Origin of the sequence: Delftia sp. S65 (genome assembly GCF_016516495.1) — a bacterium.
In the GTDB taxonomy this organism is placed as follows: domain Bacteria; phylum Pseudomonadota; class Gammaproteobacteria; order Burkholderiales; family Burkholderiaceae_C; genus Comamonas; species Comamonas acidovorans.
This window is the reverse complement of sequence record NZ_JACVUR010000003.1, coordinates 211,866-237,340: the sequence shown is the minus strand read 5'-3', so window position 1 is coordinate 237,340 and position 25,475 is coordinate 211,866. Positions and strand designations below refer to the sequence as shown.

At 64.7% G+C, this 25,475-nt stretch carries 20 protein-coding genes (1 of these 20 only partly in view); 12 read left to right on the top strand and 8 right to left on the bottom strand.

Annotated elements, in window-relative coordinates:
- The first annotated feature begins 278 nt into the window (after nt 1-278).
- Nucleotides 279-2,183, top strand: coding sequence for a DUF1800 domain-containing protein (locus IAE24_RS04645; RefSeq protein ID WP_199959611.1), 1,905 nt, complete (start codon nt 279-281; stop codon nt 2,181-2,183).
- A 55-nt stretch (nt 2,184-2,238) separates the two neighbouring features.
- On the top strand, nt 2,239-3,687 hold the full coding sequence (locus IAE24_RS04640; protein ID WP_199959612.1) for a DUF1501 domain-containing protein: 1,449 nt from the start codon (nt 2,239-2,241) through the stop codon (nt 3,685-3,687).
- Nucleotides 3,688-3,733: 46 nt separating this feature from the next.
- Here IAE24_RS04640 and IAE24_RS04635 read toward each other — a convergent pair whose 3' ends face one another.
- Together IAE24_RS04635 and IAE24_RS04630 are read right to left on the bottom strand one after the other, a co-directional pair.
- Nucleotides 3,734-4,678: an oxidoreductase gene (locus IAE24_RS04635; RefSeq protein ID WP_233626111.1), complete on the bottom strand. Its 945-nt coding sequence runs from the start codon at nt 4,676-4,678 to the stop codon at nt 3,734-3,736.
- Between the two features lie 12 nt (nt 4,679-4,690).
- Complete coding sequence (locus IAE24_RS04630; RefSeq protein ID WP_199959620.1) at nt 4,691-5,800, bottom strand: SDR family oxidoreductase; 1,110 nt, start codon at nt 5,798-5,800, stop codon at nt 4,691-4,693.
- Nucleotides 5,801-5,875: 75 nt separating this feature from the next.
- Here IAE24_RS04630 and IAE24_RS04625 point away from each other — a divergent pair, with 75 nt between their 5' ends.
- The 3 genes from IAE24_RS04625 (at nt 5,876) to IAE24_RS04615 (ending at nt 8,128) form a co-directional block, all read left to right on the top strand.
- A complete protein-coding gene (locus tag IAE24_RS04625; RefSeq protein WP_199959622.1) occupies nt 5,876-6,265 on the top strand; it encodes a MerR family transcriptional regulator in 390 nt (129 codons plus the stop codon).
- 96 nt (nt 6,266-6,361) lie between these two features.
- On the top strand, nt 6,362-6,775 hold the full coding sequence (locus IAE24_RS04620; RefSeq protein WP_199959624.1) for a VOC family protein: 414 nt from the start codon (nt 6,362-6,364) through the stop codon (nt 6,773-6,775).
- Between the two features lie 126 nt (nt 6,776-6,901).
- Nucleotides 6,902-8,128, top strand: a complete 1,227-nt coding sequence (locus tag IAE24_RS04615) for a PQQ-dependent sugar dehydrogenase (protein WP_071956287.1) — start codon at nt 6,902-6,904, stop codon at nt 8,126-8,128.
- A gap of 73 nt (nt 8,129-8,201) precedes the next feature.
- On the opposite strand, the gene IAE24_RS04610 is transcribed toward IAE24_RS04615, so the two are convergent.
- Complete coding sequence (locus IAE24_RS04610) at nt 8,202-8,435, bottom strand: hypothetical protein (protein ID WP_071956288.1); 234 nt, start codon at nt 8,433-8,435, stop codon at nt 8,202-8,204.
- A 175-nt stretch (nt 8,436-8,610) separates the two neighbouring features.
- Between IAE24_RS04610 and IAE24_RS04605 the strand changes: the two genes are divergently transcribed.
- Entirely contained in the window at nt 8,611-9,993 is a 1,383-nt protein-coding gene (locus IAE24_RS04605) for an aminotransferase-like domain-containing protein (protein WP_013801774.1), read from the top strand.
- 137 nt (nt 9,994-10,130) lie between these two features.
- On the opposite strand, the gene IAE24_RS04600 is transcribed toward IAE24_RS04605, so the two are convergent.
- The gene (locus IAE24_RS04600) at nt 10,131-10,847 is read right to left on the bottom strand and encodes an aspartate/glutamate racemase family protein (protein ID WP_199959626.1); all 717 of its coding nucleotides are present in this window, start codon (nt 10,845-10,847) and stop codon (nt 10,131-10,133) included.
- 90 nt (nt 10,848-10,937) lie between these two features.
- Here IAE24_RS04600 and IAE24_RS04595 point away from each other — a divergent pair, with 90 nt between their 5' ends.
- From IAE24_RS04595 to IAE24_RS04570, 6 genes are all read left to right on the top strand, one after another.
- On the top strand, nt 10,938-11,732 hold the full coding sequence (locus tag IAE24_RS04595) for an AraC family transcriptional regulator (protein WP_199959634.1): 795 nt from the start codon (nt 10,938-10,940) through the stop codon (nt 11,730-11,732).
- Nucleotides 11,733-12,161: 429 nt separating this feature from the next.
- The gene (locus IAE24_RS04590) at nt 12,162-13,391 is read left to right on the top strand and encodes a sensor domain-containing phosphodiesterase (protein WP_013801771.1); all 1,230 of its coding nucleotides are present in this window, start codon (nt 12,162-12,164) and stop codon (nt 13,389-13,391) included.
- Nucleotides 13,392-13,684: 293 nt separating this feature from the next.
- Nucleotides 13,685-14,794: an acyl-CoA dehydrogenase family protein gene (locus IAE24_RS04585; protein WP_199959635.1), complete on the top strand. Its 1,110-nt coding sequence runs from the start codon at nt 13,685-13,687 to the stop codon at nt 14,792-14,794.
- Nucleotides 14,795-14,857: 63 nt separating this feature from the next.
- The gene (locus tag IAE24_RS04580) at nt 14,858-15,724 is read left to right on the top strand and encodes a phosphate/phosphite/phosphonate ABC transporter substrate-binding protein (protein ID WP_199959637.1); all 867 of its coding nucleotides are present in this window, start codon (nt 14,858-14,860) and stop codon (nt 15,722-15,724) included.
- 8 nt (nt 15,725-15,732) lie between these two features.
- A complete protein-coding gene (locus IAE24_RS04575; RefSeq protein WP_199959639.1) occupies nt 15,733-16,986 on the top strand; it encodes a ferritin-like domain-containing protein in 1,254 nt (417 codons plus the stop codon).
- Between the two features lie 50 nt (nt 16,987-17,036).
- Entirely contained in the window at nt 17,037-17,180 is a 144-nt protein-coding gene (locus IAE24_RS04570; protein ID WP_183021820.1) for a hypothetical protein, read from the top strand.
- Nucleotides 17,181-17,223: 43 nt separating this feature from the next.
- On the opposite strand, the gene IAE24_RS04565 is transcribed toward IAE24_RS04570, so the two are convergent.
- From IAE24_RS04565 to IAE24_RS04550, 4 genes are all read right to left on the bottom strand, one after another.
- Nucleotides 17,224-20,082 (bottom strand): midcut-by-XrtH protein, encoded by a 2,859-nt coding sequence (locus IAE24_RS04565; RefSeq protein WP_199959641.1) that lies wholly within the window; start codon nt 20,080-20,082, stop codon nt 17,224-17,226.
- Between the two features lie 65 nt (nt 20,083-20,147).
- A complete protein-coding gene (locus IAE24_RS04560) occupies nt 20,148-20,741 on the bottom strand; it encodes a hypothetical protein (RefSeq protein ID WP_199959643.1) in 594 nt (197 codons plus the stop codon).
- Between the two features lie 420 nt (nt 20,742-21,161).
- Entirely contained in the window at nt 21,162-21,662 is a 501-nt protein-coding gene (locus IAE24_RS04555; RefSeq protein ID WP_199959645.1) for a hypothetical protein, read from the bottom strand.
- On the bottom strand, nt 21,655-25,475 hold the end of the coding sequence (locus tag IAE24_RS04550; RefSeq protein WP_199959653.1) for a polymorphic toxin-type HINT domain-containing protein. 7,363 nt of this gene lie beyond the right edge of the window; the window shows 3,821 of its 11,184 coding nt (coding positions 7,364-11,184); its start codon lies off the right edge, out of view — the gene reads right to left on this strand; its stop codon occupies nt 21,655-21,657. The genes IAE24_RS04555 and IAE24_RS04550 overlap by 8 nt, the downstream gene beginning before the upstream one ends.

The following is a 25,475-nucleotide window of genomic DNA, read 5'->3' as shown; positions in this document are numbered from 1 at the left end:
GCTGGCCAATTGCCAGCATGTGCGAGAGGACGGCCAGCGGGAGGTTGAAGCCATGGATGGCAAAAGACGCGTCAACCGGCGACGGCCCCGGGCGAGACCCATGCGTCTTGGCCCAACGCCGTGTTTCTGCATGCCGCCCCTGCAACGCCTAACATCTTGACACGCTTTAGGACTGCAAAGTGTCCGCTCACATCCGAAAACCTTGGAACACTCTGCGCCACGCGCCGAAGAGCGGGGCAGTCCGTCACCCCGCCCCGGCCGCCGCCTGAAAGCCCGCAATGCACCCCACATCACAGGCTGCAGCCTCCACGCTGCAGCCGCCCGACCGCGCGCCCGCGAACTCCTTGCCTGCCTGCGCAGAGCCCGGCCACCTCGGCCACGAAGCCAGGAGTTCCTTGATGCCCCCCACCATGGCCGCCTCCCTGGCGGCCGCGCTGCTGGTGGCCTGCGGGGGCGGTGGGGGCGATACGGCACCCGGTACCGGAAATGGAGGCAACGGCGGCACGGGCACCGGCCCTGGTGGCGGAACCGGTACCGGTACGGGCACCACGGCCACCCCCGCCAGCGACGAGGAAGCCGCGCGTTTCCTGCTGCAGGCGCAGTTCTCGGCCACCGACGAGGAGATCGCAGCGCTGCGCGCCAAGGGCTACGGTCCCTGGCTGGCCGAGCAGTTCGCGCTGCCCGTGGACACCACGGGCACGGCCTGGCTGATGCAGCGCGGCTATGGCGTGGCAGAGGCTGGCACGCGCTACGACAACGTTTCGTATCCCTCCGACTTCATGCTCTGGAGCCAGCTTTTCACGGAACGCGACGCCGTGCGCAAGCGTGTGGCATTGGCGCTGTCGGAGATCATGGTGGTCTCCACCACCGGGCTGGAGCAGCCCTGGAGCATCTTCCTGGCCTCCGGCTACTGGGATCTGCTGAACCAGCACGCCTTCGGCAACTTCCGCACGCTGCTGGAGGCCGTCACGCTCAGCCCGGCCATGGGCATCTACCTGAGCACGCGCGGCAACCAGAAGGAAGACGCCCGCAGCGGCCGCCAGCCCGACGAGAACTACGCCCGCGAGGTGATGCAGCTGTTCACCATCGGCCTCTACCGCCTCAACCCCGACGGCACCGAGCAGCGCGACGGCAGCGGCAACCGCATCGACACCTATTCGGCAGCCGATGTGAGCAATCTGGCGCGCGTCTTCACCGGCTACGACTACGACACCAGCAAGAACCAGCCCACCAACCTGAGCGGCAGCACGGTGACGGGGCTGCAGCAGGCGCTGCTGCCCATGGCCTTCAACGCAGCGCGCCATTCCACGCTGGCCGCCACTTTCCTGGGCACCACCGTGGCTGCGGGCACGTCGGGGCCAGCGGCGCTGAAGGCGGCGCTGGACACGCTGTTCAACCACCCCAACGTCGGGCCCTTCATCGGGCGCCAGCTGATCCAGCGCCTGGTCACCAGCAACCCCAGCCCCGCCTATGTGGGGCGCGTGGCCGCCGCCTTCGCCGACAACGGCAGCGGCACGCGGGGCGACCTGCGCGCCGTGATCGCCACCGTGCTGCTGGACCCGGAGGCGCGCGGCGCGGCAGGGCTTGCCAGCCCCCAGTACGGCCGCCTGCGCGAGCCCATGGTGCGCTTCGTGCAGTGGGGCCGCACCTTCGGGCTGCGGTCGGCACGCGGCACCTGGAAGATCGACAACCTGAGCGACCCGGCCACCCGCCTGGGCCAGAGCCCGCTGCGCTCGGGCTCGGTGTTCAACTTCTTCCGCCCGGGCTACGTGCCGCCCTCCACGCCCCTGGCCACGACGGGCCAGGTGGCGCCGGAGTTCCAGATCGTCACCGAGACCAGCGTGAGCGGCTACCTGAACTTCATGCAGAACGTGATCCGCTTCGGCTACTACGTGAACGCGCCTGACCTGCCCCAGGGCGGCAGCAGCGCAGCCAACGGCTTCGACATCACCTGCAGCTACGCCAACCTGCTGCCCCTGGTGGCCGACGCCGCCGCGCTGGTGCGCAAGGTGGCGCTGCTGCTGTCGGCAGGGCAGGTATCGGCCGCCACGCAGGCGCGCATCGTGGCAGCGCTCAATGCCACGCCGGTGACAGCCACCAGCAACGCCGCCACCCAGCTCAACCGCGTGGCAGCCGCCGTGCTGCTGGTGATGGCCAGTCCCGAATATCTGGTGCAGAAGTGACCGAACAAGCGACCGAACAGGTGACCGAACGTCTGCAAAGCAAAGCGATATCGCCATGAATTTCATCGACCCCGCCCACCACACGCGCCGCGCATTCCTGCGCCGCAGCACGCAACTGGCCGCCGCCGGCACCGCCCTGCCCTTCGCCCTGAATCTTGCCGCGCTGGGCGAGGCCGCCGCCTTCGAGGCGAACGACTACAAGGCGCTGGTCTGCGTCTTCCTCTACGGCGGCTGCGATTACGCCAACACCGTCGTGCCCTACGACAGCACCCGCTACGGGCAGTACTCCACCATCCGCGGCGGCAACAGCGACGGCACGGCCGGTGGCATTGCCCTGGCCCGCGCCGCGCTGGGCAATACGCTGCTGCAGCCCCGCACGGCGCTGGCCGGTGGCATGCAGTACGCGCTGCACCCGTCCATGACAGGCCTGGCCGGCCTCTTCAACGCGGGCCGCGCGGCGGTGCAGCTGAACGTCGGCCCGCTGCTGGTGCCGCTCACGCGGGCCCAATATGCCACCGGCGACCGGCGCAGCTACCCGCTGCCGCCCAAGCTTTTCTCGCACAACGACCAGCAGTCGGTCTGGCAGTCGCAGGGCGCCGAAGGCTCCACCGTGGGCTGGGGCGGCAACCTGGGCGACCTGGCGCTGTCGTCCAACGCCACGTCGCTCTTCACCTGCATCTCGGCCACGGGCAACGCCGTGTTTCTCTCGGGCGACCAGGCGCTGCAGTACCAGATCAGCCCGGGCGGCGCCGTGCCCATCAACGCCGTCAAGGGCGCCAACGTCTATGGTTCGACCGCCGTGCGCGGCCTGCTGAGCGAGCTGGTGCAGACGGCCGGCAGCCACGCGATGGAGGCCGAGTACGCCCGCGTCACGCAGCGCTCCATCAGTGCCGAGGGGCAGATCTCTTCGGCCCTCTCCAGCGGCAGCCTGTCCACCGCCTTCCCTGCCAGCAACCCGCTGGCCGACCAGCTCAAGGTGGTGGCCCGGCTCATCGCCGGACGCAACGCGCTGGGCACGCGCCGGCAGGTGTTCTTCGTCTCGCTGGGCGGGTTCGACCTGCACGACAACCTGATCGCCAACCAGCCGCAGCTGCTCGACAAGGTGAGCAGTGCCATGACGGCCTTCTACAACGCCACGGCCGAACTCGGCGTGGCCGACAAGGTCACGGCCTTCACCGCGTCGGACTTCGGCCGCACGCTGACTTCCAACGGCGACGGCTCGGACCATGGCTGGGGCAGCCACCACTTCGTGGTGGGCGGCGCGGTGCGTGGCGCGTCCTTCTATGGCGCGCCACCGCCCATCAGCGTGGGCAACGGCAGCGGCAGCGAAGACCAGTGGCATGTCGGCCAGGGGCGCCTGTTGCCCAGCACCGCCGTGGACCAGTACGCCGCCACCCTGGCGCGCTGGTTCGGCGTGGCGAATACCGAGCTGGCGGGGGTGCTGCCGCACATCGGCAACTTCGGCGGCTCGGCGTATCCCATCGATCTGGGGTTCATGGGCTGAAGCCTTGCTTTTGCGATGGCGGGCTTTGTGGTCAAGGCACGAATGATCAGCCGGGGCCGTCGCTCGCTGCGGCGAGAAGCGGCACCAGGACATCACCAATCGGTGTCGGAACTCCGCGCGCCCGGCCGCGGCGCGCGATGACACCGTTGCGGATATCCCATTCGAGCGGCCGGCCTGCTTCGCGATCCGCCAGTATGGACGTGCCCAGGTCGGCCGGAAATGCCTGGAACTTGTCGAGGATCGCCTGCGGGACCTCATCGCCCAGTTCAGCACCTTCGGCGCGTGCCACGGCCAGGCACTCCCTCAAATAGTCCAGAGTGAGCTTCGAAATGTCGTGCCGGCCGAACATGCCTGAGCGGCGATGCGTGAGCGCCATGAGCCCGGCCGCTGCGTTCTGCAGCAGCTTTTGCCACGCCAGGGATTTGAAATTCGAAACCAAGTCTACCGAGCATCGGGTGCCTTGCAGTGCCTGCGCGACCACGAGGGCCGCAGCCTCGTCAGGCAGGCTGATCCGGGCGTCGCTACGCAAGAGCACCGACCCGTCGGGTTGCGCCTGTGCAGGGAACCACACGACTGCGGGTACGATTCGCCCCTGCGGGCACAGCGGGGTGACACTCTCCACCTGCTCAACCCCGTTTTGCAGGACACACACGACGGTTTGCGGACCGCTCAACGCCGCCAGCCAATGCGCAACCGCAGCAGTTTGAGTCGCCTTGACCGCGAGAAAAACGAGGTCCGCCGGACCTTCGACCTGGGCCGGATCCGTTCTGACCGGGCCGGGAACCACGATGCGAAGACCGCTGCCGTGCAGCGTCAGGCTGTCGCGCGGCGTACGACCGCACAGCAACGGCGTGCGACCGACTTCATGCAGCGCAGCAGCAACCGTTGTCCCGATTGCCCCGGGCCCCAGCACCGCAATGCGTGGATGGGTTGGTTGATTCACTGAAACGAGCTCCTTGATTTTGGTGCGCAGCGGCAACTCGGGCACCATTGAAAGCGGTGATTATGATGTTCTGCGCAGTGGAGGGGCAAGTCGGCGGGCCTTGCCTTTTGGAATGCAATATGAGTTGACATATATTGCAGTATTCCTCAACGACTGGCGCATATCCGGCTTTTTGATTCCGTGCCTTTGGGCAAATTGCTCCACTTCCGTCGTGTCAAAACGGGTTGTCTGGATAAAATCCAGGGCCTCGGCGCTGGTATTCAAAAACCTCGCAATGGGACGAATACCCAGAAGCCATTTCAGCAATCGCAGCGGAATATGATGCCCGGGCGCCTTCAGCCCAATAGGTTGTGCCACCTGCTTCAGGAGCTCCTGCAAGCCAGGGCTCTGGGCATCGAGGGCCAGCAGTTCCTGGCCCACCATGGAAGGATCAAAGGCGCATGCCGACACCAACTCGACCAGATAATCCACAGTGACCAGTGGCAACCAGTGCGCGGCAGTACCGGGTACTGCAGCCAGCTTTCCCTGCACCAGATTGCGTATCAGATCCACCAGCGGCTGGCCATCCGCCATATGCCCCGTGCGGCTATGTCCGCAAACCGTGGCGGGGTGTACAACAGCCATCTCTCCACCCTTGGCATTCATGAAGCCGAGGGTCGCGAAATGCGCCTCCAGTTTGCTCGCCTCGTAAGCACCGACTTGGCGATAGATGGCAGGCCAATCCGTCAGCTCCGGATGGCCGGGATCAATCCCGATGCGTTGCAGATGTTCATGGTTTTTCAGCATGTAGCCGCCAATCATCACCAACCGGCTCTCTTGCTCGGCCGCCAACTTCGCCACACGCCTTGCCCCTTCCACATTCACTGCACGTGCATGCTCCATCGAAAGGCCCCAGGCGAAGTGGGCGCCCAGATGGAATACGACCTTGGCCTGCCGCAGGACCTCTCTGTCCGCAAGGCTCAGACCGAGGTTTTCTTGCTCCAGATCGCCGGCTACGGCAAAGACGCGGGCTGCAACGCCACCCAAACCATCGACCTGCTGGCGCAGTTCAGCGAGGCGCTCCGGGCGACGCATCAGCACCCGAATGGTGTGACCTTTCGCGCTCAGGTACGACAGCAAATGCTGGCCGATGAAGCCCGACCCTCCCGTAACAAAGCACTCCACGCTCATTTTTCTGCTCCTTGGCACGATGAAAAAACCAAGTGTAGACTGTCGACTCAACTCTACAGTCAAGCGATTTTTTCCATGAATATCGGAGAACTTGAGGTCCGCAGCGGCGCCACGCGCCATACCTTGCGCTATTACGAGAAAATCGGTCTTATTTCACCCTTGCGGCGAACCAACAATTATCGCGTTTACACACCGCAAACCCTGCAAGACCTGGACTTTATCCAGCGGGCACAAAGCATGGGTTTTTCTCTTGGGGAAATAGGCGAAATTCTGAATGCTCAGAGAAACAAGTCAATAGATTGCGCCGGGGGTGCAAGACTGATTGAAAGGAAGATGGCGGAAATCAAAAAGAAAATCACTGACCTCAAGAGCATTTATCGGTATTTGGATGCGGAGCGCGCAAACCTTGAAGCCAGTGCGGCCAGGCAACTTGAGCTTCAGCAAATCAATGGATCTTCCAATTAAGGGCGCAGCATCCGGAGTGCAGATGCTGCATGATGGATGTTCTGACCGAGCAGTCCTGCACCCACCAGGACTGCAGCCCAACCCACGGAGCCAAGCATGACCAAGTCCCTCTTCATCAGCCTCCCCGTGACCGACCTCGGCGCCTCCACCGCCTTCTACAAGGCGCTGGGCTTCAGCCAGAACCCGCAGTTCAGCAGTGAGGATGGTTCCGCCATGGTCTGGAGCGAGGCGATCCAGGTCATGCTGGTCACGCATGCCAAGTGGCGCACCTTCACCCAGCGCCCGTTGCCGCCGGCCGGCTCCTGCGGGTTGATGCTTTCCCTGGCCCTTGAGAGCCGCGCCGCCGTCGATACCATGAACGAGGCCGCCGCGGCCCATGGCGGGCAGGCCGACGTGAATCCGATGGAGGACCACGGCTTCATGTACACGCGCGATCTGGCCGATCCTGATGGACACATGTGGGCGGCACTGTGGATGGACCCGGCGGCCATGCCTGCATCCGCTGGTTGAGCGAGGCTGGACGCGGCTGGACGCCACTTCAGGCTTGCCGCGCAGATAGCCCGGAATTCGGCGGTGCATTCTGCGGTGCGGCGGTGATGCGCGGATACTGTCCCGTCCCCCACTGCGGAGCAAAGCATGCGATTGCCGAAGTCTGGACTCATTCCCTGGTTGCTCATGGCTGCAACCCCTGTGTTGGCGCAGATCAATGCGGGAACCCTGCCTGCCACTGCATCGCCTCCGTTCAAGGTCACCAAGGTTGCGCAATTCGATCTGCCCTGGCGCATTGCCTTCCTGCCGGACGGGCGCATGCTGGTCACCGAGAAGGTTGGCAAGCTGTTTCTCGCGGCCCAGGACGGGCAAAAGCTCGAAGTCACCGGCGTGCCACCCGTGCTGCATGAAAACCAGAACGGCCTGCTCGGTGTCTACCTGGCCCCTTCGTATGCGAGCGACGGGGCCATCTACCTGACCTATTCGGAGCCCGGAGAGATCCGCGGCACGTCGAGCCTGGCGCTCGCGCGCGCCACGCTCAGGATCGGTGCCGGCACCGCTGCGCTGGAAGACCTCAAGGTCATCTGGCGCGACCCCGTCAAGGGCAAGGGCGGGCAGGTGGGTGCCGCCGTGGCTTTTTCGCCGGACCAGAAGTTTCTGTTCCTCACGGCCGGGGACCGGCAGCGCTTCACGCCTGCCCAGGACCCGAATCAGCCGGCCGGCAAGATCCTGCGGCTGACCTTGGACGGCAAGCCCGCGCCCGGCAATCCGATGCAGGGGCAGACCGGCGCAACGTCGGTTCCGGTGATCGATCCGCCCAAGGACACCGAAGCCGCCAAGACTGCGCCGGTGTTGCGCACGTTTGTCTTTGACGGTCCGAATCTGACGCCGTCCGAGACCTGGTCCACGGGGCATCGCACGCCCTACGGCCTGGCGTTCGCGCCGGATGGGCGTCTTTGGGAACTTGAGCATGGGCCGCGCGGCGGCGATGAGCTCAACCTGATCGAGCCGGGCAAGAACTATGGCTGGCCGCTGGTTTCCTATGCGGTGAACTACAACGGCGTGCCCATTGCCAGCCCGGATACGCGAACGGACCTCACCAAGCCCGTGATCTACTGGACGCCTGTCTTCGCGCCGGGCAGCCTAATGTTCTACAGCGGCGAGATGTTTCCGCAGTGGAAGGGCTCAGCCTTCGCGTCCGGCCTGCTGACCCGCGCCCTGCACCGGATCGAGGTGAACGGCGCGAGCGCCACGCCTGCCGAGCACTGGACGGTAGGCTTTCGCGTCCGCGACGTGGCGCAGGCGCCGGATGGTGCGCTGTGGCTGATCGAGGACGACCGCAAGGGCGGTCTGTATCGGCTCACACCGAAGTAGGCAGCTGGGGGATGGTTGCCGCGCTGGGCACGGCCTGCGGGCAGAGGCCCGGCGCTGGCAGCGCCACCTGCCATCAAAGGCTCAGGTCCATGCCCAGCATGGTGGCCAGGCCGAAGGTGAAGAGCAGCACGCACAACAGCAGCAGCGTGAAGATGGCAACGATCTTGCCGCTGGCAATGAGCAGCTCACGCCGGCTCGCCCCCTTCTTCTTGCCCTGGTCGTAATGCCACTTGATGGCGAAGAACATGGCCGTGCCGAACACGAGCACCTTGAAGGTGACGAAGACTATGGGGACCCAATCGATCATTTTGAGAGCTTCCAGCCAATGACTTGGCACTGTCCATGGTGGGGAGCCTCCCTCCCGGACATGGGAGGCGAGAGCGTCAGCGACGGCCATGCAAGCACGGTGCTGCCACACCTTGTGGCGCATACTACCCAAAAGCAATTTCCATACATGAGCCCATACGTCGCCGCTTAAATCCATGCAAGATGAGCCTTTACCCCTCTGGTTGCCGCAACTGGCCGTGCAGGGCGGCCCCCGATTCCTGCAGATCGCCGATGCCTTGCAGGCAGCCTTGGCAGACGGATCGCTGAAGCCCGGTGACCGCCTGCCCCCACAACGCCGGCTGGCGGCCCAGCTGGATGTGGACCTGACGACGGTCACGCGCGCCTACGACGAAGCCAGGCGCCGCCAGCTGCTGGAGGGACGCGGCGCCAGAGGCACCTATGTCGCGGCGCCCAAGGTGGAGCTGAACGCCGTGCTGGACCTGAGCATGAACACCCCGCCACCGCCGGCTGGCGTGGACCTGGACGACATGTTGAAGCAGGGCCTGTCGCAAGTGCTGATGGGTGCGGATGCCCAGTTGCTGATGACCTACCACCTGGGCGGGGGAAGCGACTCCGACCGCAAGGCGGGCGCCAGGTGGCTGCAGCCCATGTTCGGAGATGTGGATGCCCGGCAGCTGGTGGTCTGCCCGGGCGCGCAGGCGGCGATTGCCGCCCTGGTGCTTGCGCTGACGGAACCGGGCGATGTGATCCTGACCGAGCCCACCAGCTATCCCGGCCTGCGTGCCGCAGCGGCCCAGTTCGGCCGGCGCATCATTGCGGTGCAAGCGGACAGCCAGGGGATCATGCCCGAGCGGCTTGAGCAGGCATGCCGCCAGCACAGGCCCGGGCTGGTCTACCTGAACCCGACGCTGCAGAACCCGACCGCCATCACGCTTGCCGAGGACCGGCGCCAGGAGATCGCCAGCATCGCAAAGCGCTGCCATGTGCGCATCGTCGAGGACGATCCCTACTGGCTGCTGGCCGATGCCCCGCCGCCGCCGATCGCCAGGTTTGCCCCGGAGCAGGTGTACTACATCTCCACCCTCTCGAAATGCCTGACGCCCGGTTTGCGGGTGGCTTTTGTGCTCCTGCCTGACCCGCACGAGCGCCAGCGTTTCCTGGTCGCGCTGAGATCGTTTGCGCTGATGGCCACGCCGCTGACGGCCGCCCTGGCCACGCAGTGGATCCTCGACGGTTCGGCCGGAAAATTGATGGAAGGCGTGCGCAAGGAGGCGCGCCTGCGCCACCGGATGGCCAGGGATGTGCTGGCCGGCCGGTACAGCGGCGCGGGAGACGGCCTGCATGTATGGCTGGAGCTGCCGAGTTACTGGAGCCCGTCGCAGCTTGCGCGTGCCGCCGACAGCGAGGGCATCGCCGTCACGCCGGCGCAGGCCTTCGCCACCGGAGGCGAATCCGTGAATGCCATCCGCATCTCCCTGGGCAGCATCAAGGACCGTGGGCGCCTGCAGGCGGGTCTTCAACGGCTGTCGCATCTGCTTGCGCGCCTGCCCGAGTCGTTCAGCGCCGCCGTGGTTTAGCGGTTCAGCGCGCATCGAGGCGTGAGGCGTGAGGCGTGAGGCGTTGTGCCGATGGGTTGCCGCAACGGCTCAAGGCGCCCGGCAACCCGGGGGGTGCACGCCTTTGAAAGCAGGCCTGGGCATGGCTCGCTGGCCGCTCAAGGCTCCAGAGCGAAGTCCACCGCCGCCTGCGCATGCAGGGCGGTGGTATCCAGCACGGGCACAGGGCAATGCTCCTGCCGCACCAGCAGGCTGATTTCCGTGCAGCCCAGCACCATGGCCTGCGCACCCTGCCCGGCCAGCTGCGCCATGATGCGCTGATACGTGCGCCGCGACCCTTCAAGAATCCGGCCCGTGCACAGTTCCTCGTAGATGATGCGGTGCACCTCGGCGCGGTCTGCCTCCTGCGGCACCAGCACCTCCAACCCCTGCTGCTGCAGCCGCTCGCGCATGAAGGGCTGCTCCATGGTGAAGCGTGTGCCCAGCAGCCCCAGCTTCCGGTAGCCGCGTGTGCGGGCTGCGTCGGCTACCGGGTCGGCAATGTGAAGAAAAGGGATGCGCACCGCTGCCGCAATGCGGTCTGCCAGCTTGTGCATGGTGTTGGTGCACAGCAGCACGCCGTCCGCCCCGCCCTGCTGCAGCCGCCGCGCGGCATCCTCCAGCAAGGCGGCGGCGTCGTCCCATCGGCCTTCATGCTGGGCCTGCTCGATGGGGCCAAAATCCACGCTGTACATCAGCAGTTTTGCGGAGCGCAGCGGGCCCAGCCTGTCACGCACGCCCTGATTGATGAGCCGGTAGTACTCGGCGCTGGACTCCCAGCTCATGCCACCGATGAGACCGATGACGCGGTGAATTTCCGTGTGGTTTGAGTTCATGCCCGCAGTGTGGGCAGCGGCCGATTTCGCGTCTATCAGGAAATTTCAGTTCAGGAACGCAAGGCAAGGGCCACACAAGGCACTACAGCAATGACAGATCACGAACCACCGGGATTCGAGGTGCAGCTGCTGGGCCGCACGCCCTACAGCAGCCATGACCCGACCCGCCTGCATTCGCTGGGCATCGCGCTGGAGCGCCAGCAAGGCGTGCATGCCATTGCCAGCGATCGCCGCGTCGACTTCGATACCTGGCCCGGGACGGTGGCATGCACGCCGCCGGGCGTCGACGTGTTTTCCGAATCGGCCACGGGCGGCGAGTACCTGGTGGTTCGCTGCACCCAGGCGCATTGGGAACAATGGCTCAGCGACGGCGCGTCTGCAACCCAGGCACGGCGCGTTGTGACGCCCGGGCAGCGCAGCGCCTTGCAGATGGCGCACCAACTGCGCCAGCTGCTGCTGAGCACCGAACCGGACACGCTGGCCATCGAGCAGGCCGCGCTGTGCTTCATGGCCCGTCAATGCCACGCGCCCACCGCCCACGTCGAGGCCTTGCGCCCGGTGTACCGCCCTGTCCTGGGGCGCATGGCGGCCGAGTTTGCGCAGCCGTTGAGCATTGCCCAGCTGGCCCGCATGATCCAGCGCACGCCGCTGCAGTTTCTGCGCGAGTTTTCCCAGCTGCTGGGCATGACGCCGCATGCCTTTCTTGTGGAAACCCGCGTACAGGCGGCCCGCTCCATGATGCGGGCAGACACCCATTCCCTGGCGGGTATCGCCCACGATTGCGGCTTCAGCCATCAGTCGCACATGGGCGCCGCTTTCCGCAAGACTCTGGGGTTGACGCCCAGCCAGTACCTGGCCCGCATTCGTCACACGGGCAAGCAATGACCGATGGAGCACCTGAGACAGCCACAGCCATAGCCACAGCCAGGACATAGGGCTTGACAGGCTTTCCAGGGAGTGCCGGGCCCTTTCAGCTGCCCGTGTTGGATTTTCATAACTATTGTCAATCCGAACAGACGGACTCGACCTGCGCACTTCAACCGCGCATACTTAAGTCTGTTCTTCTCACTACTGCTTTTGGTTGCAAACGGGGTTGCCAATGAGGTTGCAACTGGTGGTTCGATTGGGATTTTCTATCGCGCGGCAACCACGATTTACCGCGTATCGGTCAATGGAGCGGGTTAATGATAATTCATTCCTTTTATCAATTCATATCGCACCGCTTGGCCATCGCACTCGGAACCGAGGATAGCCAGCCCGCAGGCAGCGTGTGAATTCAATGTGCGTACACATCTGATAGAGCAGATCAACGAAATGACCCTTCGTAAATCCACATTCGCACCTTTGAGCAGAATTTTCGCTTTTGCCATTGAACTGGATGGAGTCGACCGTGTTCTGTCTGTCGTTCGTCGGCATCTCGGCATGGATGTCGCCTTTGTGGCCCGATTCCGGGAAGAGGATCGGGTGCTGGAGCATGTGGACGAGAGCACTGCCGGAGTGATTTTTCAGCATCAGAAGATTCCATTGAGCGAGGGCTATTGCCAGAAAGTGGTCAATGGCGAGTTGCCGGAGTTGATTCCCGACACCTCCCTGTTGGCCGCTGCCCAGGAGATACCGGAAACGCACACGATTCCTATCGGCTCGCACCTGAGCGTTCCCATCCGCCTGGATGACAACCAATTGTTCGGCACCTTGTGCTGCTTCAGCCACCAGCCCAATCCTGCGCTGAATGCGCACGATATGTCACTGCTGCGGGCATTCTCCGATTTATTGGGACTTCATTTCAGTGCGACTTCTGCCGTCCGGCATGCAAGAGACAAAGTGACGCACGAAATTCGACTTGCAATGCAAGGCAATGCGCTGCGCCCCGTATTTCAGCCCGTATACACCATCGCGACCGGCAAGCTGCACGGTTTCGAATGTCTGTCACGCTTTGACCTGGAGCCACGTCGCCCGCCCGACCAGTGGTTCAAGGCAGCGCATGAGGTGGGGCTGGGGCTGGAGCTGGAGCGCCATGCGATCGACACAGCGCTTGGCGCACTTGGCAGCCTGCCCACCGACTGGCTGCTCGCCGTCAACTGCTCGCCGCAGCTGATCCAGTCGGGGCAGTTGCCCAGGCTTCTGGGTTCGGACCGGGATCTCTCGCGCGTGACGCTGGAAATCACGGAGCATGCCGCCGTGGATGACTACAGGGCTTTGGCCGATGCACTGGCGCCGCTGCGGCGCCGGGGCGCGACCTTGGCAGTCGACGATGCGGGGGCCGGCTACTCCAGCATGCGGCACATCCTGCATCTGCAACCAGACATGATCAAGCTGGACATGAGCATCACGCACGATGTCGATACCGACCGCAGCCGCCGTGCGCTGGCCAAGGGCCTCACGAGCTTCGCGCACGAGATAGGAAGCGTGGTGGTTGCCGAGGGTGTGGAGACAGCCGAGGAATTCAACACTCTGGCGAGCCTGGGCGTGGATTTGGCCCAGGGCTACTTTTTTGCCAAGCCGATAGGGCCGCAAGAGGCGCTGGCAATGGGCGCTGCAATATAGGCCACGATCTTCCTGCAGGCATCCTCGTCTGGCTGCCGGCCGCCTGTTGGCCGAAACCGCCGAAGGCAGTACCCAGCCACCAATTGACCGAAATCAAGCGCCACCGGCAATTGCGCCCGGCCGCCGCGCACCCGGCGCATAATCTTTCGCATTCTTTCCCCCAGCCCATCCGCCATTGCAGGTCTGCATGCGGCAGGCGCGCCCAGCGGCCATCGCGGCGCTCCAGCATTTCCCCAGACTTCCAGCAAGTGCCTCTCGGCAGGCGGCCATGGGCATGCCTACGGTGAACCCAGATGGAAGTTTTGCAGCAACTCGACCCCCTCATGCGCGAGATCATCGCGCCCCAGGCCGCGCAGATTGACGAGCAGGCGCGCTACCCGCGCGCTGCGCTGGATGCGCTAGCCGCAGCCGGCCTGCTGGGCCTGATCAGCGCCAGCGAGGTGGGCGGCCGGGGCAAGGGCCTGGCCGAGGCGGTGCAGGTCATCGAACGCATTGCCCAGGATTGCCCCTGCACGGCCATGGTGCTGACCATGCACTACTGCGGCGTGGCGCTGATCGAGCCCTTTGCCGATGACGAGGTGCGCCGCGACATTGCCGCCGGCCGCCACATCACCACGCTGGCCGTGTCCGAGGCCGGCTCGCGCAGCCATATCTGGGCGCCCACGGGCACGGCCACCGCCGCTGAAGATGTCATCCACCTGAATGCGCTAAAGAGCATGATCACCTCGGCCGGCGAGGCCGATTCCTATGTCTGGATCTCGCGCGCCACGCAGGGCGAGGGCAATACGCTGTGGCTGGTGGACAGCCGCCTGCCGGGCCTGTCCATTCCCGGGCGCTTCAACGGCATGGGGCTGCGCGGCAATGCGTCGTCGCCCATCGAGGCGCGCGATGTGGGCGTGCCGCGCGCCCGCATGCTGGGCGCCGATGGCGAGGGCGAGGCCGTGAAGGGCCGCCACCTGATGCCGTTTTTCCCCACGCTGATCGCCACCACCTCCATCGGCCTGATGCAGGGCGCACTGCGCCGCGCCGTGGCCCATGTGGCGGGCACGCGCTTTGCGGAAAGCGGCAGCTCGCTGGCCGACCTGCCCACCATCCGCGCCTACCTGGCCCGCGCCCAGCTGCGCCTGGAGCAGGCGCGCCTGCTGCGCGACGACACCGTGGCCGCCGTGCAGGCCGCCCGCCCCGACACGCGCACGCGCCTGCTGCAGACCAAGGCCGCCGCCGCCGAAGCCGCGCTGGAGGTGACCGACATTGCCATGCGCGTGTGCGGCGGCGCCGCCTTCCGCAAGGAGCTGGGCATAGAGCGCCTGTTCCGCGATGCGCGTGCCGCCTCGGTCATGGCGCCCACCACCGACGTGATCTACGACATGCTGGGTAAAGCCATGTGCGAAGCCGCTGCCTGAACCTGCGCCGCAGATCCTGTCGATAGCCTCAATCCCCTTCCCCATCCAGCAAAGGACTTCCGAATGACGACAACCGCCCCCGTGATCAAGCTCGGCGCCGTGGCCTACGCCCCCAAGGTGATCACCATCTGGGAAGGCTTCAAGGCGTATTTCATCGAGCGCGGCTACTACTTCGACTACGTGCTCTATTCCAACTACGAGTCGCTGACCGAGGCGCTGATCGCAGGCGATGTGCACCTGGCCTGGAACTCGCCGCTGGCCTTTGTCCGCGCCGACCGCATGGCCCGCGCGCGCGGCCTGCGCGTGGAATCCATCGCCATGCGCGACACCGACCTGGACCTGCATTCGCTGCTGGTCGTGCCCGCCGACAGCCCCATCCAGAGCGTGCAGGACCTGCGCGGCAAGACCGTGGGCTTCGGTGCGGTGGACTCGCCCCAGGCCACGCTGATCCCGCTGGACCATCTGCGCCAGGAAGGGCTGGTGGCCGGGCGCGACTACACGGCACGCCGCTTTGACGTGCTGGGCGGCAAGCACGGCGACCACATCGGCGGCGAGCGCCTGGCCGCCGCCGCCATGGTGGCCGGCGAGATACAGGCTTCCTGGATGGTGGGCAAGAACTACCAGGCCTTTGCGCGCGAAGGCACGCTGCCGGCCGGCGGCACGCGCGTGCTGGCCACCTCGGGCGCCTTCGACCACTGCAACATGACGGCGGGCCCCCATATCGATGCCGGGCGCGCCGCCGCCTTCCGCGACATCCTGCTGGCCATGTCCTGGGACGACGCGGCCGTGCGCCCGCTGCTGGAACTGGAAGGCCTGAAGGTCTGGCACCCGGGCCGCGGCACGGGCTACGGCCTGCTGGAGCGCGCGGTGACGGACGAGGCCTTCTACGACGCCGACGGCCACATCACCGTGCGGGACTACCGTTACTGACACGCGCCATGGCCATGCCTGATTCCGACAGCGGCGCCCTGCACGCCTCCACCCTGCCTGTCATCGACCTGCAGGGTCTGGGCTTCGATGCCGGTGCCCATCTTCTGGTCAAGCACGCGCTGGCCGCCCTGCCCGTGGGCGGGCAGCTGCGCGTGACCGGCAGCGCGCCGGGCTGGCAGGCCCAGCTGTCGGGCTGGTGCAGCGACCAGGGCCACGGCCTGCGCTGGGAGGACGGCGCGGGTGCTGCACAGGCCATGGCCATCGTGGCGCGCGGCGGCGCGCAGTCCGGGCGCTGGCGCGGCGCGGCGCAGACGGGCCGCAGCGATGCGCGCGCGGGCGGCGATGCCGTGGCCGCGCAGGCCCAGCCTTTCTGGGGCCTGGCCGCGCGTGGCGCGCAGGTGGAAGCCGGGGCGCCGGCCTTCCATTTCCGGCTCAGCGACAAGCTGCAGGTCTGGACCGACAGCGCCGCCGACCTCTACGCCCAGGCCGTGGCCGCGCAGTGGAATGCCGACACCGATATCGACTGGTGCGATGCACCCGAGCTGCCCGCGCCCGTGGAGGACGCCATCGTCCAGCTCATGACCTACATGGTGGAGAACGAGAACGCGGCCCTGCTGGTGCCTGCGCGCTTTCTGGGCCAGCTGCACCCGCACTACCGCGAGCTGCAGGCGGCGCTGGCCATCCAGGTGGCCGACGAGGCGCGGCACATCGATGTCTTCACGCGCCGCATCCGCCGCCACGGCCGCGAGCCCGCGCTGTCCACGGCGGGTGGACAGGCCTCGCTCAAGAGCCTGCTGGACGAGACGGATTTTTCCGTGGCGGGCTTCTTGCTGTCGGTGCTGGGCGAAGGCACCTTCGTGCACCTGCTGCAGTTCCTGCAGACCGAGGCGCCCGACCCCCTCACACGCCAGATCTGCCGCCTGGCCGCGCGCGACGAGGCGCGTCATGTGGCCCTGGGCATGTCCCACCTGCTGTACCGCCTGCAGCACGAGCCCGGCTTCCAGCACCAGTTGGCCCAGGCCGTGGAGCAGCGCTTCGACAACCTGGCCGGCACCTCGGGCCTGAACGAGGAAGTCTTCGACGCCCTGATCCTCATCGCCGCCGGCGCCCTCACCCCCGAAGCCCTGGCCCGCGGCGCCGCCCGCGTGCAGCAGCTCATGCGCGACATGGCCGACGGCCGGTTTTCCAAGCTGCTGCGGCTGGGGTTCGAGCGGGAACACGCAGAGCGGCTGGCTTCGTTGCATACGAGGAATTTCATGTAGACGGGGAACAGTCCACTTGAAGGCTGCGCAAGCACCCTCAATTCCGGCGAATGAAGCTCAAGCGCGTGCTCTTCTACTGCCTGCTGCCTTTCGCAGTGGCGCTTGCGCTTGTCGGGTTTCCCATGCCGGTGGCGCCGCCCCGCGCGACCAAGGCGGGCCAGGAGCAGTCTGCGCCTGCGCAAGAGCGGCGTTGAGCTGCGGGAGCATTTCTCGCACGGCGAGGCCCGAACAGCAGCCTCAATCCACGATCAATTTATTGTTGTTCAGCAGCTGCGTGATGATCTGCTGATCCGTGGCGGCACCGGAATACAGCGTCTGCAGATTCACGCCTTCCAGGATGATCTGCTGTGTCTCGGCCGATGCCGAGTAGCCTGCACCCACCGCATGGGAGTCTGCACCGAAGCCGCCCGTGTGGCTGACATGGACCCAGGTATCGCCTCCCGTGATCTCGAAGTGCAGGTAGTTGGCCAGGTTGCCTGCGGCATTGCTGGGGCCTGCGGATTCACCCTGCAGCAGGTCGCGCAGGTCCAGTACATCACCGCCTGCGCCGTTGGTTCCTGCTGCCGCCGTGGAGAAGTTCTGGATCCGGTCCAAGGCCGGCGTTCCCGCCGCCCCCTGATCTCCCAGCAACCAGACAAAGACATCCACAAAGTTCTCGCCCGCATCGCCGCCTATCAACAGGTCGTCGCCGGAGCCTCCGATCAGCCGGTCCGTGCCCGATCCCGCGTTGAGGGTGTCGTTGCCGCTGCCGCCGATCAGCACATCGGAGTCCGAGCCCGCCGACAGGTTGTCGTCGCCACCGCCCCCGAAAACGATGTTGTTTCCGCTGCCGGCGTTGATGGTGTTGGCGCCGTTGCCACCGGTGATGTATTCGTTGGCCGAGTTGCCCGTATGGTTGCCGCTCTCGGTCGTGGTGATATCCACGGTCGTATATGAGGCCTTGAGCGTGACCACGGTGGATGTCGATGCCGTGAAGCCGCCGCTGACCTCCGTCGCCGTGACCTGGACCGTGAGATGCGTGGCGTTCGTGGTGTAGCTGCCAGGCAGATTCAGGATGAGATTGGGCAGGTCGGCCTCGGTGAATTGCCAGACACCACCACCCAGGTTCATACCCGCATTGAAGGACAGATTGGTGGGCAGTCCACTGATCCTGATCGACAGGGTTTCCGAGCCATCCGTATCCACCAGCTTCGTGGTTATCGGAAACCTGACGCTGGTCCCGCCTGTGCCGTGTGCGATGGCCAGCAGGGACTTCAGGACAACGACCGAAGGAGCGCTGGCCGTTCCAACCGACAGATTGACCGTGCCGATACTGGTGCCGCCGCGCCCATCGCTGACGTCGTAGAGAAAGCTGGCCGGTCCTTCGTAGCCTGCAGCGGGCGTGAACAGCACCCCGCCCGCCTGCAATGCAAGGCTGCCATTGACCGGCGAATGAGCCAAGGTGATGGTCAGGCTGTCGCCGTCGGCATCCGTGTCATTGGCCAGCAGCGTGGCAAAGCTGATGCTCAGCGGGATGTCCGTGGCAACCATCAATTGATCTGCCACGGCAACCGGTGCATCGTTCACGGGAGTGACCGTGATGGAAACGGTGGCGATGTTTCCCATGGCCTGCCCGTCGCTGGCACGGTAGGTGAAGCTATCGGTAGTCGTCTCGCTGCCGTTGTGGGTGTAGCTGAAGGTGCCATTCGCATTCAGGGTCAAGGTTCCATGTGCAGGACCCGTCACCAGCACCGCGACGAGCGGATTGCCGTCAGGATCCGTGTCGTTGGCCAGCACGCTGGTTGCACCGCTGGCAAGGACCGTGGCCACAGCGCCCTCGGCCACCACTATCGCATCGGAGACAGACACTGGCGGTTGATTGCCGGAGGGCGCAGCAGCAACCGTCACCGACACGCTGGCCGTGGCAGAACCGCCCCTGCCGTCGCCAATGGTGTAGGTGAAGCTGTCGCTGCCGGTGAAGTTGGCGTTCGGCGTGTAGACCGGATTGCCCGTGACGGCATCCACGACCACGGAACCGTGGGTGCCCTGGGTGATGCCGGAAACGGTCAGGCTGTCCCCATCCGCATCGCTGTCGTTCCCGCGCACGGCGATGGTGACGGATGTATCGGCATCGGTGGTGGCCGTATCGTTGCCGGCCACGGGCACCCGGTTCACGAAAACACTCAGCGTGCTGGACGCGCCGGTCTGCACGGTGTAGCCGATGGCCAGCGGATGGCCGCCGCTGTAGTTCGCATCCGCCTGGAAAGTGAAGCTGCCGTCTGCCTGCAGCGCGAAGGTCCCGCGCCCCGCCACGTTCCGGGAGCTGCCGGCCGCCACGGTCTGGCCTTCATAGGTGAAGCTGGCGACCACGAGCGCCCCATCGGCATCGGAATCGTTGGACAGCACATTGCCCGTGCGCTGCCCGGCCGTGTCCACCTGCACGCTGTCGGGCGCAAGCACGCTGGGATGGCTGCCGCGCACGGTGTCCGCCGCCTCGGCGCACAGTTGCGCCACGTCCACCCAGCAGGAGCCGCCCGCCTCCAGCGTGGCGCCGACCGCGCAGGCGCTGCCGGGACGCGCGGCCGTCGTGGGAATCGCGCCGGGCACGCCCAGCGGAAAGCAGATGTTCCACACAGGGTCCGTGATGCCGGTGATTTTCAGCCGCACCGACGTCTGGTTGCGATAGACCACGGGCAGGAATCCCTGCGGTGCGCCGTCGGCACCCAGCGCTGTCGTCTGCACGGGAACGGTGAGCGTCTCGCCTGCGGCCTGGTTGAAGGCTTCCTGCAATTCCTGAATCTGGGCCTGCACCCGCTCGCCCCAGACCGCCGTGGCTGCGGTCACGACAACAGCACCGCCCATGGCCCAGGCACGCAGGCCGACCAGGGAGATCCGCCCTTTTTGCACACCCCGCACAAGGCAGGCCCCCAAAGCCAACGCCAGCAGCGCAAGAGCGCCAGGGTGGTCCACAGGAATCGCCGCCGGCGCCACGGCTGCCAGCGGTGCCGTAGTGATGCTCTGCGCCCGGGCTGCCGGCACGGCACAGGCCACGGCCAAGGCGCCCAACGCCTGTGCGAGCCCCGTGCCACGGGCAAGGAATTGGATAAGTTGCAGCATGGGTCTGGCCTGGAAGAAAAGATCCGAAGATCCGAACAGGCGGGGAGCGGTCCCCGCCACTGCCTTCAGGCAGGCCACAAATGACTGCGCTGCTGACAATTTCTTACTCTAGACGATGGCCTGCGCAGCGCATATCCCTGAAAGCAGGTAATTGGCAGCTGAGAAGCCCTCCTGGCACACGCCACTTGAAGGCCGTTGGCATATTGCGTGCGGTTGAAAAGCCAGAGAGCCGTGTTGCCAGCCAGCACGGCTGCGTCGGTGTCGCTGTGCAAGGTCTGGGTGTTGTCTGTCCCGCGAATCTCGAAACTGCGCCGGGCGTGCAGGCCATCCCACTGGATACGTTCATAGGCCAGCGGGCTGTAGGTGGCCGCACTGCCTTGCGTGGCCTTGTTCAGGCCCGCGTTGCTGAGGAATTTTTCTGCGCGCAGGTTGCCTGCGTTGTAGCGGTACTGGGCCAGGGTCTGCGCACCGCTGCCGTGGTCCTGGTCCACGCGGACGAGCTGGTCCTGGGCGTTCCAGTGGTAGCTGGTGGTGGAGGTGACGGCACCCTTTGTCTGCGCCTGCGTGAGGCGGTTGCCGTTGGCGTCGTAGGTGTAGCTGGCGCTGGCTGCGTCGCCGATCTGCACGGAGCTGGTCACGGCCGTTGTAGCGGTAGTCAAGCGTGCCTTCGGGTGCTAATGAGCTGGTTTCCAGGCTGTTGGGGCTGCCATTGGGTGGCACCGACCGTGGCGACGACGGTCTGCTGGATGCGCCGGCCTCCGGCACCCAGCTGCTTGACTCTGTAACCGCACTCCAGGCGCATTCAAGCTGCACTGTGAGCTCAGGCTGAGGAAACAGAGGAATATTTTTGGAATCACCTTAGAGCGTGCTATTAACTTTTACGTGCCCGCGAAAGCCGGGCCCCTTTCCCAGCTAGACGCCCCCGGCTTTCCCTTCGCGTTGGATCTGTGCGCAGAGCCAACTCGGGTACTTAAAAGTGCATGACACGCTCTAGAGAGCCACAAAAATCTCAAGCAGCAAAATTTCGCCAAGCCAAATAAATCCATCAAAAATCAAACAGCCTTAAATATAATATAAATTCAAAATAACATTGGAACACCTTTAAATCTTAGTTTCGGCATTCCATTCAATTTCTGAAGATACAAATCAATAACTTGATTATCACCATGGACCCCTGAATCAGGAACTTCACTCAAAAAAGTCATGTGATAATATCCGTTTGATAACCTTAAAACTTGCTCCTCAGCAACTTCTTCCTCCCAATCAATAAGATCAAACAGATCTCTAACACAAAGTAACTCATCCCTTATCTCGATCCCCAATCTAAATTTCAAAGATCGGGATTTTATAAATTCTTCAGAGGGGTAGCCTGAATAAATATTCAGGACATATTCCCCAGGAGAGCCGACATTAATAGCAACAATCCTGCCACTCATAGCTTGCTCCTGTACTTTTTCTGGATTCTCGAAATCTGATGAGAGATAGTCATCGCCCTCCTTGATATCTTTCGTGGAAAATGGAGAATAAAATATCAACCCCATTCCTATGATAGACATATGTATTGTTTTTAGCTTATTCATATTTCTTCAACAATGCTTCAAACGCCTGTATTGGTGTAACACCAGATCCATTAGATATCGCCTGGCCTTTTGGAGTCCTGACATCACCAATAATTCCCTGTATCTCCGGCCTTGCATAAGCACGTCTGTATGCTTCAATAAGATCATCGTCTGTCATAGAAGGATTACCACGTAGCTTGATATTTTCTGCCTTTGTAGCTCTATGCAAACGAATATGTGCCTGTCCAGCGGATTCTGCAGAACCCGATGGATAGTAGCGTGGAGTATCGGGTTGGTCAAAATGAGACAAGTTTGATCTTCCTCGAACGTTTGCTCTTTCTACAAGATGGGCACCGTCACCTTCAGCAGCTAGCCTCCAACTACCAGTCGGCGTTGGACCAACAAATTCATGGTCACCAGGTACAAGAGCACTATTTTGTGGGTGCACCTCACAGGCGCCATTAGCACATGTTGCACACGGCCCCACGTTGTGCACCCAGGTCCCCAGCCCCCCCACAAAGAACGTGTGCCCCGTCTCAACCGTCAGGTTGTATGTCGTCCCCTGAGGCGATTCCAGGCGCAGAGCGCGCATGCGCAAGTGGGTTTGCGTGGCGAGGGATACCAGTTCGTCCCCCACCTGCAGTTCTTCCACGCTCACGAAGCCGCGCACCGGAACATAGAAGGGGTGGCCGGGAGTGACCAGAAGATCTTCCGTGCGAGTCTGTGCGGTCTCCTCGCCCGGCAGTGCAACCTGCTCGACTGTCAGGCGCAGAATTGGACGGTCATCACGGATATGCGTTGCGGTCACCGGCGCCAGGAAGGCTTCGCCTGAGCCGTCCTCCATGCGCGTCCAGACACGGTCGCCCACCTGGATGGTTTCGATAGGTCTGTCGCCCTCCTCCGTGGAGACCAGCGTGCCCGGCGCAAAGCAGCAGGGACCTTCGCTAGGTACAGCCCTCGCTGTCCTGGTGGCCGACTGCCCTTCTCCTGTCGCTCGGAGCCTGGGCCCTTCGGCCACCAGTGTCGGCGTTGTATCGCTCACCTCTGGCCGGACTTTTGCCGCTTCTATGGTCGGCGTCTTAGCTGACAGCACAGGCTCTGTGGTCTGGAGCTCCTTTGCCAGTGCTCTTGCTACGGTCCTCCGATCCAGGCTGCTTTTGATGGCATTTGCCAGAGGTACCGATCCGGCCCCCAACGCACCACCCACGCCCGCTGACGTGGCCGTTTGCTGCAGGTCATAGCCGCTCTGGATGCCACCACCCATGTGCGCCGCCTGCGTGGCAGCATCGCCTGCCGCGCCGCTGCTGGCTCCTACAACAGCAGCCACTGCTACTCTTCCTGCGGTGCTGCTGGCTGCGCCCACCAAGGCACCTCCAGCAGCTCCAGTAGCCACGTTCAGTCCCGCCACGGCCAGCCCGCCGCCCACGCCTGCACCCCAATACTGACCTTGGCTGATCTTGCCCTCGTCGTAGGCATCTCGCATGGGGTCGTGCACGCTGGCAAAGCCCAGCGTGGAGGCCACGTATAGGCCTTTGCCCAGGGCGTAGAGGGCGCAGGTGAAGCGGCCACATCCTTCTGCAGCGTTGTCGATCAGGGTGGAGGTCGACTGCTCCCCATTCGGATCCACATACCGATACGGGTTGTACCTGCCGTACTGGTACGCACCCCAGGTGATCGGCAGCCTCGCCTCACCCTCCACCGGGTCACGGCTGATGAACTGGCCGCTGGCCGGGTCGTAGTAGCGTGCCCTGGCGTACAGCAGGCCCGTCTCCGGATCTGCGTAGTAGCTGCCGAAGCTGTGGCCGTTGCTGCGGATTCCAGTACCCGCGTTGCCGCTGGCTTCGCTGTCCACGCTGCCGTAGGCGCCGTACAGCAGCAGGCTGTCCGCCTTGGCCGTGCCGCCTTCGCTGGCAACGGTGGCCACCAGGTTGCCGTTGCTGTCGGCATGCAGTTGCGTGGTGCTGCTGGTGCTGCCCAGGCCGTTGGCGTATTGCGTGCGGTTGAACAGCCAGGGGGCGGTGTTGCCAGCCAGCACGGCCGCGTCGGTGTCGCTGTGCAGGGTCTGCCGGTTGTCGGCGCCGCTGATCTCGAAGCTGCGCCGGGCGTGCAGGCCATCCCACTGGATGCGCTCATAGGGCAGCGGGCTGTAGGTGGCCGTGCGGCCTTGCGTGGCCTTGTTCAGGCCCGCGTTGCTGAGGAATTTTTCTGCGCGCAGGTTGCCTGCGTTGTAGCGGTACTGGGCCAGGGTCTGTGCGCCGCTGCCTTGGTCCTGGTCCACGCGGACGAGCTGGTCCTGGGCGTTCCAGTGGTAGCTGGTGGTGGAGGTGACGGCACCCTTTGTCTGCGCCTGCGTGAGGCGGTTGCCGTTGGCGTCGTAGGTGTAGCTGGCGCTGGCCGCACCGCTGATCTGCACGAGCTGGTCACGGCCGTTGTAGCGGTAGTCCAGCGTGCCTTCAGGTGCCGAGGCACCAGTTTCCAGGCCGTTGGGGCTGCCGACAGGCGGCCCCGTGGCACCGACGGTGGCGACCACGTTCTGCTGGATGCGCCGGCCTCCCGCATCCAGTTGCCAGGTGGTGCGGCGCTCGGGCGTGGTGTGGCTGGTCAGGCGATCCTGGGCGTCGTAGGTCCAGCTTTCCACGCGGGTGCGGTTGTGGCTGGCGCTGTTGCTGCCACCGGGCAGATGGGCGCTGAGGGCCGCGCTGCGGTTGGCGGCAGACAGGGATTCCGTTCTGCTGCTGCCGATGCGGTTGCCGTTGACGTCGTAGGTGTAGGCAACGTCCAGCAGGGTGTTGCCTGCGCCTGCCGTGGCCTGGGTGCTGCTGGTTTCGCCAGCCACGCGGCCGGCCTTGTCGTAGCGGGTGCCGGTGCTGCTGCCATCGGGGTGCAGCAGTTGGGTGACGCGGCTGGTTCTGTCGTAGCTGATGCGGGTGGTGCCGCCTGCCCCGCTCTGGCTGGTGCGGCGGTTGAGGGCGTCGTACTCGATGGTGGTGACGCTGCCGCCCAGGGCGGATGCCGTGGCGGCCGTGGTGCCGATGCGGTTGCCCTGGGGGTCGTAGCTGTGCGTGAGGCTGTTGCCCCAGGCGTCAGTGGCCTTGACGGGCCGGTTGAAGGCGTCGTAGGTGGTGGTTTCGGTACGCGTGCCCTGGCTGTCGGTCTGGGCGGTGCTGGTCAGGTTGCCGTTGGCGTCATAGCCGAAGGTGGTCTGCAGCACGCTGCCCGGGCCGTTGCCCTGGCTGACGGTGGTGACGGTCTGCGTGCGCCGCCCGCGGATGTCCAGGGTGTGGACGAAACGGTTGCCGTTGGCGTCGGTATGTTCGGTCAGGCCGTCTGCGTTGTCGTAGCCATTGGTCTGCACGGCTTCGCCGGCCTGGGTAGCGGGCAGTGTGGTGCGGATGCGGCGGTTGCGCGCGTCGTAGGCATGGCGTGTGCTTTGGCCGTTGAGATCGCGTTGTTCAAGCAGGTTGCCGCTGGTGTCGTAGGTGATGGTGGCCTGCGCCTGGCCGCTGTCCAGGGACTGGGTGATGGTGGCCAGGCGGTTGGCCGGGTCGTAGGCGTAGCTGACGGTGGCACCGTTGGGTGCATTGGCCTCGGTGAGGTTGCCTGCCAGGTCGAACGTGCTGTGGGTGGTGTTGCCCAGGCCGTCTGCCACGCTGATGGCGCGGCGGCGCTTGTCGTAGCCGGTGGTTGTGGTACGGCCTTCGGAGTCGGTGGCCAGGGTGACGTCGCCCATGCTGTCGCGCTGCAACAGGTCGATGGCGCCCAGGCTGCGGTTGGTTTTGACGAGCAGGCCGCGCTTGTCGTATTCGTAGCCGACCTTGTTGCCACGCGCATCGG